The sequence below is a fragment of the Acinetobacter sp. AYS6 genome, from assembly GCF_025630795.1.
Classification (GTDB): domain Bacteria; phylum Pseudomonadota; class Gammaproteobacteria; order Pseudomonadales; family Moraxellaceae; genus Acinetobacter.
In genome coordinates, this window is the sequence record NZ_JAOTNV010000005.1 from 219,112 (window position 1) to 235,100 (window position 15,989).

General features: G+C 38.4%; 15 protein-coding genes, 1 tRNA gene and 1 pseudogene. 5 read left to right on the forward strand and 12 right to left on the reverse strand.

The features are described from left to right. Positions 1-19 precede the first annotated feature (19 nt). Positions 20-688, forward strand: a complete 669-nt coding sequence (locus OD757_RS05690) for an O-methyltransferase (RefSeq protein WP_263031164.1) — start codon at positions 20-22, stop codon at positions 686-688. 116 nt (positions 689-804) lie between these two features. Here OD757_RS05690 and OD757_RS05695 read toward each other — a convergent pair whose 3' ends face one another. The 11 genes from OD757_RS05695 to OD757_RS05750 all read right to left on the reverse strand — a co-directional run bounded on the left by OD757_RS05695 (position 805) and on the right by OD757_RS05750 (position 11,552). After that, complete coding sequence (locus tag OD757_RS05695) at positions 805-1,647, reverse strand: universal stress protein (RefSeq protein WP_002115820.1); 843 nt, start codon at positions 1,645-1,647, stop codon at positions 805-807. Between the two features lie 155 nt (positions 1,648-1,802). Beyond that, positions 1,803-2,414: a chloramphenicol acetyltransferase CAT gene (locus tag OD757_RS05700; protein WP_009389010.1), complete on the reverse strand. Its 612-nt coding sequence runs from the start codon at positions 2,412-2,414 to the stop codon at positions 1,803-1,805. Then, positions 2,407-3,006 carry an IMPACT family protein gene (locus OD757_RS05705; RefSeq protein ID WP_009388838.1) on the reverse strand — a complete coding sequence of 200 codons (600 nt, stop codon included), beginning with the start codon at positions 3,004-3,006 and terminating at the stop codon, positions 2,407-2,409. The genes OD757_RS05700 and OD757_RS05705 overlap by 8 nt, the downstream gene beginning before the upstream one ends. 93 nt (positions 3,007-3,099) lie before the next feature. Further along, positions 3,100-4,296 carry an HlyD family efflux transporter periplasmic adaptor subunit gene (locus OD757_RS05710; protein WP_263031165.1) on the reverse strand — a complete coding sequence of 399 codons (1,197 nt, stop codon included), beginning with the start codon at positions 4,294-4,296 and terminating at the stop codon, positions 3,100-3,102. Continuing rightward, entirely contained in the window at positions 4,293-6,431 is a 2,139-nt protein-coding gene (locus OD757_RS05715) for a type I secretion system permease/ATPase (protein ID WP_009389080.1), read from the reverse strand. Before OD757_RS05715 ends, OD757_RS05710 begins: the two co-directional genes overlap by 4 nt. Then, positions 6,428-7,894 (reverse strand): TolC family protein, encoded by a 1,467-nt coding sequence (locus OD757_RS18285; RefSeq protein ID WP_411267179.1) that lies wholly within the window; start codon positions 7,892-7,894, stop codon positions 6,428-6,430. The genes OD757_RS05715 and OD757_RS18285 overlap by 4 nt, the downstream gene beginning before the upstream one ends. Positions 7,895-8,167: 273 nt before the next feature. Then, positions 8,168-8,914, reverse strand: coding sequence for an LPS export ABC transporter ATP-binding protein (gene lptB / locus OD757_RS05730; protein WP_009389082.1), 747 nt, complete (start codon positions 8,912-8,914; stop codon positions 8,168-8,170). Further along, positions 8,914-9,462 (reverse strand): lipopolysaccharide transport periplasmic protein LptA, encoded by a 549-nt coding sequence (gene lptA, locus OD757_RS05735; protein ID WP_013198418.1) that lies wholly within the window; start codon positions 9,460-9,462, stop codon positions 8,914-8,916. Before lptA ends, lptB begins: the two co-directional genes overlap by 1 nt. After that, positions 9,446-9,994, reverse strand: coding sequence for an LPS export ABC transporter periplasmic protein LptC (gene lptC, locus OD757_RS05740; RefSeq protein WP_009389091.1), 549 nt, complete (start codon positions 9,992-9,994; stop codon positions 9,446-9,448). Before lptC ends, lptA begins: the two co-directional genes overlap by 17 nt. A 37-nt stretch (positions 9,995-10,031) precedes the next feature. Beyond that, the gene (locus OD757_RS05745; RefSeq protein WP_263031166.1) at positions 10,032-10,571 is read right to left on the reverse strand and encodes a KdsC family phosphatase; all 540 of its coding nucleotides are present in this window, start codon (positions 10,569-10,571) and stop codon (positions 10,032-10,034) included. Between the two features lie 3 nt (positions 10,572-10,574). Further along, positions 10,575-11,552: an SIS domain-containing protein gene (locus tag OD757_RS05750; RefSeq protein WP_263031167.1), complete on the reverse strand. Its 978-nt coding sequence runs from the start codon at positions 11,550-11,552 to the stop codon at positions 10,575-10,577. Between the two features lie 213 nt (positions 11,553-11,765). On the opposite strand from OD757_RS05750, the gene cysS reads away from it, so the two are divergent. The 4 genes and pseudogenes from cysS (at position 11,766) to OD757_RS05770 (ending at position 14,927) form a co-directional block, all read left to right on the forward strand. Further along, a complete protein-coding gene (gene cysS / locus OD757_RS05755; protein ID WP_263031168.1) occupies positions 11,766-13,187 on the forward strand; it encodes a cysteine--tRNA ligase in 1,422 nt (473 codons plus the stop codon). Between the two features lie 63 nt (positions 13,188-13,250). Continuing rightward, positions 13,251-13,326, forward strand: a tRNA-Gly gene (locus OD757_RS05760). A 180-nt stretch (positions 13,327-13,506) separates the two neighbouring features. After that, positions 13,507-13,979, forward strand: a pseudogene (locus tag OD757_RS05765) (tyrosine-type recombinase/integrase). Positions 13,980-14,372: 393 nt separating this feature from the next. Then, positions 14,373-14,927 (forward strand): TetR/AcrR family transcriptional regulator, encoded by a 555-nt coding sequence (locus OD757_RS05770; RefSeq protein ID WP_263031169.1) that lies wholly within the window; start codon positions 14,373-14,375, stop codon positions 14,925-14,927. On the opposite strand, the gene OD757_RS05775 is transcribed toward OD757_RS05770, so the two are convergent. Then, on the reverse strand, positions 14,920-15,984 hold the full coding sequence (locus OD757_RS05775) for an iron-containing redox enzyme family protein (protein WP_263031170.1): 1,065 nt from the start codon (positions 15,982-15,984) through the stop codon (positions 14,920-14,922). The two genes, OD757_RS05770 and OD757_RS05775, sit on opposite strands and share 8 nt — an antisense overlap. Between the last annotated feature and the right edge of the window lie 5 nt (positions 15,985-15,989).

The window sequence follows — 15,989 nt, forward strand, 5'->3', positions numbered from 1 at the left end:
CATATAGGTAAATTTGATTATGCAGCAGATGTGGACAGACATTGACGAATATATCGATTCACATTTAATTCCCGAAGACCCGCGACTCGACTATGCATTAAAAAATACCGATGAACACGGCTTTTCGAATCATCTTGCAGTGGCGCCTAACCAAGGTATGTTCTTGCAGATGCTTATTCAAATGAATAAATGCAAACGAGTCTTAGAGATTGGAACCTTTGCTGCATACAGTACAATTTGGTTAGGTCGTGCGTTACCTGAAGATGGTTATTTACTGACAATCGAAGGCCGTGCTACTCACGCAGAAATGGCACAAAAAAATATCGACCATGCTAATCTTCCTGTAAAAGTTGAACTTAAAGCTGGCCGCGCCGCAGATATTCTTTCTGCGATCGAACCTCAATCTATCGAGCCTTTTGATTTTATTTTCATTGATGCTGATAAACAGGGATATCCTGAATATTTAGAATTGAGCCTGAAATTCTCAAGATCCGGCACCATTATCGTGCTTGATAATGTAATTCGTGCAGGCGATATTTTAAATCCTGAGAATAAAAAACCGAGTATTGAAGGCATTCGTGAAATGTTTAAAGCCCTCGAAAACCACCCGCAAATATTGTCTTGCACAGCATTACAAACGGTAGGTTCAAAAGGCCATGATGGGTTCGCAATTGCAATTGTGAAATAACGGTTAAAAAATCGTCTTTTTTATTTTTTTATTTATAATCAATAAATTACTTTTATTACTGTTGCTTTTCCATATAGTTATCCACAAGATTTGCGGATAACTATATGGAAATCTTATTATTTAGCCACAAGCAATGGTACAGTCGCGTTTCGGAATATGGTAGTTGCAATGCTACCCAAGAAGAATTGATGGATCTTGCTATGACTAAATGCCCCTAGCACAATAATTTGAATACCATGTTCTTGTTGGTACTCTAGAATATTTTGTGCAACATCACCATAACGGTAAACGGTGACTACATCGAGACCCGCTTGTTTAAGGTAATGCTCAGGTTCATTTAATATTTCTGGATGATCACCAACATAAACCAAATGACATTGTAGTGTTCGCAATAAATCACTTTGCGCAATACGGCGCATCATTTTTTGACAAGTTGGAGAATATTCATAAGCAAAGATAAATCGTGTTGGCACTTTAAAGTTTTCACCAATGGTTAAAACTGTACAGTTGGCTCCACGAATAAAGTTTTCAACATTACTACCAATCGGTTTATGTTTTTCGGCAGCTCTTTCCCCGACTCGACCTAAAATGACAATGTCATTTTCATGCAAGAGATTAAAACTTTGCTCTAAGAAATCACCTTTTTCTTGAATTTTCGAACTCGTAATTCCGTGTTTTTCTTGAATAAGATCAGAAATGTGACGGAGTAAATTATTGCTATAGTCTAAAGCGAGTTCACTTTGTTTTTGTTCCAGCTCAGCTAACTCTTTTAGCAGCATTGCATTGCTTTCAAAGCCAATTACTCCGCTAATTTCACCAAGATGATAACTAGCTGGGTAATAATCTAGAATTTGTAATAATACAAGTTCCCGTCCGGTTGCTTTAGCAACCCATGCTGCTGCATCGGCAATAGCATTAATACACGGTGATGAGTCAATACACGCAATAACACGGTTCATGTTAGCCTCTCTTCTTCAGGTCTATTGCCTTGGAGATTATTATTAAAACTTAGCTTTAACTTAACATAGATAAAAATTCGTATGTTAAGGTTTATGTATAAAAACCCACTTTTTTGTTTAAAGATCAAACATTTTATTACATTCTTAAGACTGCATTATTCCCTTAAACGAATAAATTTTGCGGGGTTCCCACCCACAATATGGTACGGCTCAACATTTTTTGTCACCATACTATTCATCCCGACCACAGCGTGTTTGCCGATTTTAATACCATCCTTAATGCCCACATGCGCACCTAACCAAACGTCTTGTTCAATTTCAATTCCTTTGGAAGTGACAGGTTGCTGGTAAAGTGGACGGTCTAACTGCATGCCGTGGTCAAATGCATATAAATGGCAATATGCCGCAATACGGACTTGGTCATGCAACTTTATGCCAGCTCTTCCTCCATCTAAAATACAATGATGATTTATCGCGACCTCATTGCCAATTTCAAGTGGTCCATGCAAACTGCAATCTGCTGCAATAAAACAATTATCACCAATAATAATTTTGCGGCCCGGCTCGGCAAAAATATGAGCTAACGGTGAAATAAAACAGTTTTCACCAATCTCAACAGTTTCCATGGCCATCAAATAAGCTTGATATTCTTTTTGCCATTCTTCGGCCCAAGCACGATGTTTAGGTTTTAAAGTCCAATATAACCATGGCATATAGTTTAAGCGGTGTTTATGTTGCTCACGATATTTGAGTAAGGAATCAGTCATCAGTTAATTCCTCTTCAATTTTTAATTCTTCACGACCACGGGTCACATCTCTGAGTTTTAAAGCAAGCGGTTCAATTTGATGTATTTGTAGCCTTGCTTCAATATCTACACCTGTTGCAGTATAGGTTTCCTGATATTCAATCTGCTGTTGAGTAAGCTCATATTGAAATATGGCCCACTCATTAAAGTGACAGGAAAAATAAATCGTTTTCTTGGCAATGAGTTCTATACGCTCAGCCAATAGTAAACATTGCCCAGCACAGCCACCATAAGCTCGTACAAGGCCGCCAGTTCCTAGTTTTATTCCACCATACCAACGGTTGACCATCACAATAATATTCGTCAGGTCATTTCCTTCAATGGTTGCCAAGATTGGACGTCCTGCTGTTCCTGAAGGTTCACCATCATCGTTAAACCGTACGTTATGACCTATTTTCCATGCCCAACATTGGTGAGTTGTCGAAATATCTTTGTTTTGTTCTAAAAATTCTTTAACTTGCTGTTCATTTTCTACGGGTGCTGCAATAGCCTGAAATCTACTTTTTTTAATTTCTTCTTCAAATGTAATGGGTGATGCAATCGTAAAAGCCATGAATTAAATAAAGCATAATAAAAATCAAATTATAACGTGAATTTAATAGAATCAAACCCATAAAAAAAGCCCCGAATCTCGGGGCTTTTTTTATTATCTTTCTCGTAACGCTTCTTTGGCTTTATTAAATGGTTTAAGTAAGTAATCGAGCACTGTTTTTTGACCAGTACGAATATCTACTGTTGCCACCATACCTGGCGTAATACCGAATGCTTTACCTTCTTTATTGTAGAGCTTGTCGGAATCAGTTCTGATATAAACACGATAATAGAATTGGTCTTGTTTAACTTCATCACGAATCGTATCTGGCGAAATAACCGTAACCTTACCTTTTAAACCACCATAAATTGAGTAGTCATAGGCAGTAATCTTAACCAGTGCTTCTTGTCCTGGACGAATAAACGCAATATCACGCGGTAAAATACGCGCTTCAATGAGTAACTGTTCATCAATCGGTACAATGGTCATCAATTTACCGTTTTGTGGAATAACACCACCATGGGTAGTGACCGCAATTTCTTTTACGACACCACGTACGGGCGCTTTAAACACTGCACGATCTAAGCTGTCACTACGACCAAGTACGATTTGTTGTTGCGTTTCACTATCAGTATTGGCTTTAGATAACTCTTCACGAGCCTTAACAAAATACTGATTCTGCGCATCATTCATTTTGTTTCTAAGGTCATTTGCTTCACGACGTAAACGTAAAACTTCAACCTCACTTGCCGCACCTTTAGCTACTAACGGCTCCGTCATAGCCAGTTCTTGTTGTACCAATTGCAAAGCCTGTTTTAAACCCGCAAGTGTTTGTTCAAGATCAGCTCGACGTGAGCGATATAGTGCTGTTTCTTCATGCACAAGTTTTGGTTCTTTCATCACAATTTCAGGAAAAACCAATGGTGTACCATTTACTTCCGCACGCAAACGCGCTGCTGTAGCCTGAGCAGAAATCAGTAAAGATCTAGATTCACCGACATTAGATGCAAAACGAGTTGGATCTAATTGCGCAAGAATTTGACCTTTTTGAACAATATCGCCTTCTTGTACATTCAGCTTAGTTAGAATACCGCCTTCTAAAGACTGGATGACCTGCTCTTTAGAGGATGGAATGACTTTACCCGTACCCGTAGAAACTTCTTCAAGTTTAAATACCCAAGCCCAGATAAAGAAAATAACTAAACCAATACCTACAATCCAGATCACTAAACTGGCACGTGGTAATGGTGGTTCACTATAAGAGACATTCATTGAACGGGTGAGTTCTTGTTCTTGTTGTTGTTCGCTCATGAATTACCCCCTTGCACTTGTTTTTGTTGGGCTGTTGATTGATTAAGTACCTGATCTCTTGGACCATCCATCACGATTTTGCCTTCGTTAACGACAATAATACGGTCCACCAGCTCTAAAACAGCCCGGCGGTGTGTCGCGACAACCAAGGTACGATGTGCCAGCCATCCTTTTAAATGATCAATCAGTTGTTTCTCGGCTACATCGTCAATGGATGCTGTTGGTTCATCAAGCAATAGAATGTTGGGTTGACGAATCAATAAACGGGCCAATAACAATGCTTGTTTCTGTCCACCTGAGAAACCAACACCACCTTCTAAAATCAGGTGATCTAGCCCTTCTTTTTTCTCTTGTACAAAAGGTAATGCACCCGTCACGACTAAAGCTCGAAGAATATCTTCATCAGTTGCAAGCGGTGCACCCAAAGTCAGGTTTTCACGAATCGTACCGTAGAAAATATTCGCATTCTGGTTGAGTAAACCCATATCACGACGCACATCAGATGGGTCAATTAAAGACAAATCCAGACCATCTAAATGCACGGCACCTTGAGTCGGAACCTGCATGCCGGAAAGAAGCTGAAGCAATGTCGATTTACCGGCACCATTTCGCCCTAAAATTGCAATTTTTTCACCAGCACGAATTTTTAAATGACGGATTGCCAAACTTGGTTTCGGGTCTTCTTCTCCATATTGGAACAAGATATTTTTTAGTTCATAGTCGCCATTTAAAGCAGCCTTGTGTACTAGATGCGAACGGTCAGCCTGATCGATCGGACGCTGCATGAGTTCATCAAGACTTTGTTTTGCAACTTTCGCCTGCTGTATACGTCCTAAAACACCTGTAATTTGTGCAATCGGCCCTAACATTCGTGAAGATAAAATTGAACAAGCCACTAACGCACCTGTGGTCATTTCACCATCCATTACAGCAAAACATCCCACTAAAACCACAATTGCATAGGTCAGACCCTGAAGCATTTGAGTCCATGCCATTAAAGTACCAACAATTTTACGCTGTCTCATACCGATATCGGCTGAAACTTCATTCATGTGGTTCCATTGGTTCTGGAAACGCGATTCAGCACGTAATAACTTGATATCTTCAATACCTTGCACCGCTTCAACAAGAATAGCGTTACGAATAGAAGATTCTCTCATGCCCTCTTGTGCGAGTTGCGCTAGCTTCTTTTGCACCAAAATACCCGGCAAAATCATAAGCGGTACAATAAGCAACATTACCCAAAACAACTTTCCACCAATAATGGCAAAGATGGTCAGGAATAAGAAAAAGAATGGAAAATCTGCAATTGCACTAATCGTGGTAGAGGTCACCAGTTCACGAACCCCTTCGAGTTCACGAATCTGAGAAATAAAACTACCTGTAGACTTTGAACGGTCTTTATTTTTGATTCTTAGGGCATGACCAAATACACGGTCAGAAACCCGTAAGTCCGCACGTTTACCAATAATATCGGATAAATACACCCGTGATATACGTAAGGTAAACTCAAAAAGTGCAGCGATGAGTACACCGCCCGCCAGAACCCATAACGTTGGAACTGACTGGGATGGAACAACGCGGTCATAGACTTGCATTGAGAAAATAATGGTTGCCAATGCCAAAATATTGGCAATGAGTGAGGCAAACATAATATCAACGTAGCGCTTCCAGTCTCTTAGAACAATTGACCAAAACCAGCTTGCTTCATACGGTTTGATATATTCATCAATACGTGCATCGGGAATAGAGCTTTCAGGACGCAAAATATAGACATTTTTAATTGTCGTTTTTAAGACATCTAAGCTTAAATTTTGAGAAAGGCCATGATCTCCACTTAACTGGATACTGACATTTCCTTGTGTATCTGCTTTATCGATAACACCGACCTGTCCGTCATTAAACTCGACCATAACAGGTAGGCGCCACGGGTTCAGCACCTCTAAAGAAAAAGGTACTTTACGTAAATTTAGACCAACCTGACGTGTAATGAGCTGTAAAACATCATCAAGGTTTTGATTTTGGTTCCAGTCCAGTTGTAAACGGATTCTTTCTTCTGAAGGCTCAATTCGGTAATGTTTAGCAATCGTTAAGACCGCCTGTAACCAGGGCTGGTAGTTTATTTTTGTCATCATGGTTGTACTTCGAACCCCTGAATTGAAATATTATTTAAGTCATAAGCTTGGCGGGAACGTCCTGTTGCCGAAATGTACTGAACAATACTGTTATAGATGTCATAACGTGCCGACTCTAGTTCTGAATTGGCACTATGAATCGCCTGTTCTGCATTCAATAAATCGACCAATGAACGTGTACCAAGTTTGTATTGCTCTTGATAAAGTTCACGAGTACGAACCGTAGTGGCTTGGCGATTTGCTAAAACCAACATTTGGCGTTGTTTATTTTCGATTTGTTCTCTACTTGTTCGAATTTGATCAAGAACATCCATATAAACAGAATTGACTTTAGACTTTGCAGCCTCTTCTGCATAACTTGCCATTTTTACCTGAGAAGAAACTGCCCCACCTTGATAAAATTGACTACTTGCTTCAAGCATGACAGAACTATATAGGCCGTCATCTTTATCATTGTTTGGGTTTCTTCCATTAATGGCCTGACTTAACGAGCCTTTTACTGCCAAAGTTGGATAACGTGTTAAACGAGTCTGTTCCTTTTGTGCCTTGGCAACTTCAATGCCTGCTTGAGCAGCAATCATTTTTGGAATGGTATTGAACTCAGGCTCGCCATATAAATCAGACTGCTTCACCAAATCATCTGAAATAATCCAACCTGTTCGTGAGACATCTGCACCTAGCAATGTTCTTAAATGCTGTTGGTACTGACGTAACAATGATTGCTGTGCAATCAAACCAGACTGGGCAGCTTGTAAATAAGACTGGGCCTGAATCGGGTCAGCCTGACTACTAATACCTGCGTTTGCACGTAAATTAGCGATTTCCTGAATTCGCTGAATACCTGCAATTTGCTGTTCGGCAATTTTATTTAATTGAAGGTAGCGCTGAATATTGATAATCGACTGTGCAACATCAAGTGCAATGTCATCAATGCTGACCAATACATTCGCCTGCTCGACTTGGAGTTTGGCCTTCTCGACCGACACACCTGATTTGACTTTGCCAAAATCATAAAGCATTTGAGTGGCGTTTAGAGTCAATAACTGTCGACCACGTTCACCACTACTCAAATCACCTGTGGTGATACCACCTGAAATTTGAGGATAATAACCCGCCTTTGCAACATCAATACCAGCATTTTGGCCAGCTAAGGTTGAAATGGCTTGGGAAATATCGGGGTTACGCTGGATGGCGATTCTCACCGCTTCCTGCAGAGTCATTTTCCTTGATGGCAGATTTGAATAAGATGAAGCTGCTCTATCATTGAGTTGAACAGTCGGAAACTCCTGCACTCTAGAACGATCTAACTTAAAATTACTCAGCTCTTGCATCTTGGCAACTTTAAATTCATCACTACTTTTAGGGGCAAAAAGTTGCGATAAGTTGTCTTTCAGGGTGTGATATTGCTCACTTGGTTTAGCAGCATATATCACCATCGGTACATGCAATGAAGTTAAAAGCATCAACCCTTTCAGGAAAGCCGGCTTTTTACATGTCCTTTTTACTTTTCTCTGGTTATATCCAATCATGCTTGTCTTGTTGATCTTGTTTGTTATCGTTTAAAAGCTTTTACATTCTACATAGTTTTTTGCATAAAGAAGCATAATTGCTCGAATAATTCACACATTATATTTTTACTAAGTGAATGCATTAATTTGTTGTTTTTAAAGCATAAATATAAAAAAACTAAAAAGAGGCATTGACCTCTTTTTAGACAAATAGATTAACCGTTTTATTTAAACTGTAAAATCGTCACCTAAGTAGACTTTACGTACTTGTTCGTTATCCAGAATTTCTTGTGGTGTACCTTCTGCAATTACAGCCCCTTCACTCACAATATATGCACGCTCACAAATTGCTAGCGTTTCACGTACATTATGGTCAGTAATGAGCACGCCGATACCACGATCTTTTAAGGTCTGGATAATATCTTTAATATCTCCAACCGAGATTGGGTCAACGCCGGCAAATGGTTCATCAAGTAACATAAATTTAGGATCGGCAGCCAAAGCACGAGCAATTTCAGCACGACGGCGTTCACCACCCGACACACTCATCCCTAGCGAATCTTTAATATGACTGATTTTAAAATCATTTAATAATTCAGTAAGGCGTTGCTGGCGCTGTTGCTTATTTAAGTCTTTGCGTGTTTCTAAAATAGACATGATATTTTCAGCAATGGTCAGCTTTCTAAAAATAGAAGCTTCTTGCGGAAGATATCCGATTCCTTTACGTGCCCGTTCATGCATTGCCAAATCAGACATATCAAGATCATCAAGGTGAATTTCACCTTTGTCCATACGCACTAGCCCTACAACCATATAGAAGCTTGTTGTTTTTCCTGCACCGTTAGGGCCAAGCAAACCAACAATCTGTCCACTTTGCATACTAAAAGATACGTCTTTGACGACCCAACGCTTACTATAGTTTTTTGCTAAGTGCTTAATACACAAAGTTTGGGGTTGTTGAAGAGCTTGTTGCATTAGTCACGCGCTCCTGGAAAGCTTTTTGAACTTGATGGTGGAATAATAATTTGAACACGATTTGACGATGAACCTTGAGCTTCAACATCACCTTTATTCATACTATATTTCAATGAGTTACCACGAATACTAGAACCATCTTGATATAAATATGCACCACCATTCAAAGTAATAATGCCCGTATCTGCATTATAGACAATGGTTTGGCCCTCGCCTCGTGCAACGCCTTTGTCAGCACTGATTTGTTGCTGGAATTTAGACGGTCGGCCTTTAGCAGTAATGGTTTGAATTTCACGCTTCGAGTTTAGCGTAGCAACAATTGAATCTGCTTGAAGCTTCATCGTGCCTTGCTCGATCACGACATTACCAGTATAAGTCGTTAAACCGGTTTTCTCGTTATAGGTCGCGCGATCTGCTACAAGTGAAATTTGTTGATTACGGTCAGACGGCAACGCAAAAGTCGAAGCTGATGATAAAGCAACGAATGTAATGACCGCAGCTTGTTTTAGGAAAGCTGAAGAACGTTTTAAATTAAGACTTTGGTGCATACTTTCCTCGAATATTAAAAAATTCGTACTGACCGTTATTCAAATTGGCTTTTAATCCTTTGCTGACAAAATCGGCCTGTGGAGATTGAACAATCACTTGATGATCCGTTTCAATCTCTCTGGTTTTTGGATATCCAGTTAATTCATCGGTCTGGAATTCAATTTTCCCTTGTGGAGCAAGTTTAGTTGCGACCACATCACCCGATAATACAACTTTACGGTTATCATCATAGCCATTTGCTTGCTTCGCAAAGAACGTCGCATCAACTTTGCCATCTTTATACATAGAAGCATTAAGTTGATCCAACTTTGATGTTTTTTGTTGCATATCCTGTTCAAGCTGACGAACTTCAGCACGAATATACAAATTGCCTTGATCATCAGTTTGAGTCAAATGGACGCCCTGCGCCGAATATGTCATATTCTTCGCAGAACCAATGTCTAGTTTTTTTGCCTTGCCACTATAGTAGTAATAACCACCACTTATAGCAGCAATAACTACAGCAACAATAGATAAAACTCTGGTATCCATGAGCAGGAATAGCCTACCTTTTTAAGTAATCTTATTATTAATGCGGTACTGCAAGATATTTTTCAAGAAGTTCTTGGTAAATGCCTTTTGCGATCAGCAACATATCACAGACTTCACGTACAGCACCACGTCCACCCATCGACTGGGTAACCAAATGCGCACGACGACGCACTTCTTCATGACCATTTGGTACAGTGACACTCATTCCTGCGATTGCAAAAGCAGATAAATCAGGCCAGTCATCGCCCATATACAAGCAATCGGAAGGCAAAATATTAAACTGTGCACAAGCTTCGCGTAGCGCTAAACCTTTATCTTCGCGACCTTGAAAAACAAGATCTACGCCTAAATCAGACATACGTTTTTCAACAATATTACTTTTTCGGCCAGTAATAATGATGACTTTCATGCCTGCTTGCTGCACAAGTTTCATGCCTAAACCATCACGGATATCGAATGATTTAATCTCATCGCCACTATTGGTTAAAGTTACAAAACCATCACTCAAAATACCATCGACATCCAAAACCAATGCCTGTAAATGACGTGCTTGTTCTAACAATGCATAAGATGCCATTGATTAATTTACCCCTGCCTGAATAAGGTCATGCATACTAATTACACCAATCACTTTATTTTGGTCATCAACCACAACAAATTGACTAATTTTTTTCAGATTAAGCTGTTGTAGAGCCTCTACCGCACGTGCTTCTTGAGAAATAGTTGACGGTTTTTTTGTCATTACTTCAGAAACAGGTAAATTCACATCGAAACCTTGCTGTCTATCAATTAAACGACGCAAGTCGCCGTCGGTAAAAATACCAAGCAAATGTTCTTGTTCATCAACAATGGTCGTCAAGCCTAAACGCTTATTAGAAATTTCGTAAAGCACTTGATTCATTGGCGTGTCTGGCGAAACTTTTGGCAATTCATCGCCAGTGTGCATCAGGTGTTTTACATGTAAAAGTAAACGCTTACCCAACGCTCCAGCAGGATGCGAACGAGCAAAATCATCTGCAGTAAAGCCACGCGCTTCAAGTAAAGCAACAGCCAACGCATCGCCCAATACTAAAGTCGCTGTCGTACTCGACGTAGGCGCCAAACCTAATGGGCACGCTTCGTCAGACTCACCTAAAGTTAAAGCGATGTCAGCGTTTTGCGGCATTGGGCCTTGATCAGTACGGCTAATGGTAATAAGAGGTACACCCAGATGTTTGATGAGTGGCATCAACATCATGATTTCATCACTTTTTCCAGAGTTGGAAATCGCAATTAAAACGTCGCCGCGAACCAGCATACCCAAATCGCCATGTCCAGCTTCGCCCGGATGCATAAAGAAAGATGGTGTACCAGTTGAGGCAAAAGTCGCAGCCATTTTACGGCCAATATGCCCTGACTTACCCATGCCAGTAATCACAACACGGCCTTTACACTGTAACAATATTTCACAAGCCTGATTAAAACTGTCATTAATTTGTGTGGCTAACACGTCTAAGGCTTGTTGCTCAATACGCAAGGTTGCTAATGCGCTGCTTTGAAAATCTGTAGGATTGGGCATACGAGTTTGACTCAAAATAATTGATCTGATCTCTTGTAAAGATCGGTGATTTTAATCAAAAGATTTGGGGACAGTCTAACATAACTCAATCATCTACACGTTTTTAAATGTATAAGATTTCACAAGCTTATAAAATTCTTGCATAAAACTTTGTGAAAAATGATGCATCAGTTATGATGTAACACTGTTTTTGTTGAGTGTTTGAAAACCCTTATGCAACCGTTTGTTTTATATAACTCTGAGCAACGAAAAAAAGTTGAATTTGTACCTCGCAAAGAAGGTCACATCGATATGTACGTCTGCGGTATGACCGTTTACGATTACTGTCATATCGGGCATGCTCGAGTTATGGTTGCATTTGACTACATTATTCGTTTCTTGCGTAGTCAAGGCTGGAATGTTCGCTATATTCGCAACATTACCGACATTGACGACAAAATCATTAAACGCGCGAATGAAAATGGCGAAACCATTCAGCAGCTTACCACTCGTTTCATTGATGCAATGAACGAAGATGCAGCCAACCTAGGCTGTGCTGCACCTGATGAAGCACCTAAAGCGACTGAATATATTGACCAGATGCAAAACATGATTGGCAATCTGGTCAATAAAGGCTCTGCTTACCCTGCTTCAAATGGCGATGTTTATTTTGAAGTGACCAAATTTGAGAAATATGGTCGCCTCTCTGGCCGTAAGCTTGATGATATGCAAGCTGGCGCGAGTGAGCGTGTTGATGTAGAAGTTGAAAAGAAACATCCGTTTGACTTTGTACTTTGGAAACATGCCAAAGAAAATGAACCATCTTGGGCATCTCCTTGGGGTAATGGCCGTCCGGGTTGGCACATTGAATGTTCTGCAATGTCGACTTGCTGCTTAGGCAATCACTTTGACATTCATGGTGGTGGTTCAGATTTAATGTTCCCGCACCATGAAAATGAAATTGCGCAAAGTGAAGCGTCAACTGGCGAACAATATGTAAACTACTGGATGCATGTTGGCTTCATTAACGTTGATGGTGAAAAGATGTCTAAGTCTTTAGGCAACTTCTTTACTATTCGTGACGTGATGGAAAAATTCCACCCTGAAGTGATTCGCTACTTTATTGTGTCTTCACACTATCGTAGTCCTGTGAATTTCTCTGATGTCGCACTCAAAGAAGCAAAAACTTCTTTAACTCGTTTCTATCATTCATTTAAAGCTTACCAACAAGTGTACGGTCAAACGACAACTGAAACGCTTGATCAAAGCTTTGTTGAACGTTTTAACAATGCAATGTGTGATGACTTCAACACAGCCGAAGCAATGGCTGTATTGTTTGAACTGAACAAAGAGTTAAACCGTGCTGTAAAAGAAGAGCAAGCTGACCAAGCGACTGTGCTTTATTCGACACTACGTCACCTCACCAACATTTTAGGTTTGGTACAACACAATGTAGATGATTTCTTAAAATCCGATATTGGACAAGAAGCGCTTACTTTGTCTGATGCTGAAATTGAAGATTTTATTCAACAACGTGTTGATGCGAAAAAAGCTAAAGACTTTGCTAAAGCAGATGGTATTCGTCAGTCTTTGCTTGACCAAGGTGTTGTATTAGAAGATACGCGTCAAGGGACAGTTTGGCGTCGTGCTGATTAAATGTTCAATTAAATCACAAGAGTGTTGACACTTTAGTGAAACACTCTATAATGTGCTCACATTGCGGGAATAGCTCAGTTGGTAGAGCATAACCTTGCCAAGGTTGGGGTCGCGAGTTCGAGTCTCGTTTCCCGCTCCAAAATTTAAAAACCACTTAATTCGAAAGAATTAGGTGGTTTTTTTATTGTCTATTGGTTAGCTTTGACTACTCAAAATAGTCAAAATTCGCATTCAAAAACGCTTTATATTTCCGTTGCGACACCACGAAATTTGGAGTGTTATTATGCAAAAGCCGGTTAAGCGCGGGGACGCGTGACGCATCACTGTTCGTTATCTAGGTAAACGTCACACAGCTACTCGAGATACTGCGAGTGAGTGTGAACAATGGGCCGCAAAAAAATTATTAGAATTACAATCTGAACAGACTAACCCTGAGCCTGAAAAACTCCATATCTCCTTCTACGCTCTTTTTGAACAGTACTATCAAGAAGAAGGCAGAAAAAAGAGCTACTTTCTTGGCTACCAGATGATCCTAACGATGACCGTATGATTCCTCTAACCTCGAATGCATTTAGATTAATATGGCAACGTAACTTACGGAGAGTTGGCTTAGATGGTATTATTACGTTCCACGACTCACGCCATGAAGCTATTACCCGTTTTGTGCATGACTACCGTTTGCCAGTAGAAATCCTTGCCAAGATTACTGGCCATAAAACGATTAGTGTTTTAGTAAATACTTATTACAATCCTACAGCTTCAGAAATTGCGAAAATGCTGAGTGCTGCATAGAAAAAAGCCCCTTAATTGGGGCTTTGATTCATTAAATTTAAAGATAATCATTGTCACACAATAGCTGAGTGTAGAATTATTCAATACAAATAGCTTTAAAAAAAGTAATTTAGATAAATACAATTCTTCGTTTTTAAAACTATATCTAAATATTCAAACTTAATTATGAGTTTTAATTCAATAATAATTAAAAATACGCGACATATATCACAATTAAAAACTATATTTATTAACTATATTACACAAAGAATTTTTTTCAAATTAATTATCGTTTTACATGAAATATTTTCATTTTTATATATCTTTAGATGAGCTACAATCAAAAATATAAAGCAAATCTTGCTATTTTAAGAATAGATTAATTATTTTCAATTAAATTTTTGGTATAAATATATGCTGGAATCCAGTAAAAGATCTCTAATTATTGAGACTGCTACAGACCTCTTCAGTAAATTTGGTTACCATGCGGTTGGTGTAGACTATATTATTAAAGAAGCTGAGGTTTCAAAAAAAACTTTATATAAACATTTTTCATCTAAAGAAAATCTAATTATTGCCGTTTTAAAACAAAGAGATTATGAATGCCAAATATCACTTAAAGATAAACTCGGTGAAGAAACAGATGCTTTAAAGAAATTAGAACTTATTTTTGATTGGCATAATGAATGGTTTAATACACAGACATTTACAGGTTGCCTTTTTGCAAAAGCTGCAACTGAATTTCCTGATAAAGGTGAAGAAATTCATAAAATTGCAGCCAACCAAAAACAAACTTTAATTACAAGAATAACAGAGATCGTTGAAGAGTTGTTACCCAATCAAAATGCAGAAAATATCGCATCAGTTATTATGATGCTTTTAGATGGAGCAACACTTTCTGCACAATTAATGGGAAATCAAAATTCTGCAAAAGATGCTTGGGATGCTGCAAAAAAATTACTTATATAGTTTTGAGATGTTCATATAAACTATCATAGTAATCTTTACACGTTTTGAGACGATGATAAGCCCCCATGAGGATGCTTTGTTTAACATCTATTTTTTCAACTAAGGGTTCAATAACATATGTAAGCCATCCCTTAGCATGCTCAACATCGATATCAGCATGTTCTGTATAGTATCGATAAAGACGCTCATCAATATTGTGTCTCTTACATGCTTCTATTACTTTTAAATAAGATTGAGGGTCAATAATTTCAGTAGCGGCCATAATACCTAGCAAGAAGAAATAATGCTGACGATTAAGTGCCGCGAACATAAATAAATTATAACCTGCAGCTTTTTGCCAGCTATCATGAACTCGAATCTGTTCTTTATTTTCTATAGATAGATTCTCAATTAAATCATTAAACATATTTACATGTGTTTCACTATTATTACCTCTTCCAGATTCATCCCACAAATTTTTTATCATTTCTTTACGTGCACTTGAAGGAGAGTTAATAAGGGCTAAAACTAATAAATCAAAAAATCTAATATTTAAATCATAGTCACTTTGAAAAAAAGTATATAACTGTTTTTTGTTCGCATCTTTAGCAAGAAAGTCAAACAAAGGATGGTTGGATAGTCGTTTTTTTTCACATAATGATATAATTGATTGTGAAACTTTTTCCGTTGATTCGAAAGTATGAGAAATAAAATCTATTTTTAATGAATCAAGCCAATAAGACTCTATTTTCTGTCTTATTTTATATAAAAAATAATTATGTTGATTATAAGACTGTGTTGACAAGGGATCGCATATTTGTAGATTATATAAAGAATATAACGTTAAATGAATCTCTTTAGAAGACTTATTATCCTTTAAAGAAAATGCTGATTTCAATATTTTATCTATATTTTCTATATATTTTTCTTGCAGTTCTTCGCCTATATTCAATAATAAATCATTTAAATCAGCAGTATTAATTATTTTTTCTATAGATTCATTCAAAGGCAATTGCAACCATTGATTAAAATCAATTAAATATAATTCTGAATTTTTTTTATTTAATTGTTTTTCCACAACAA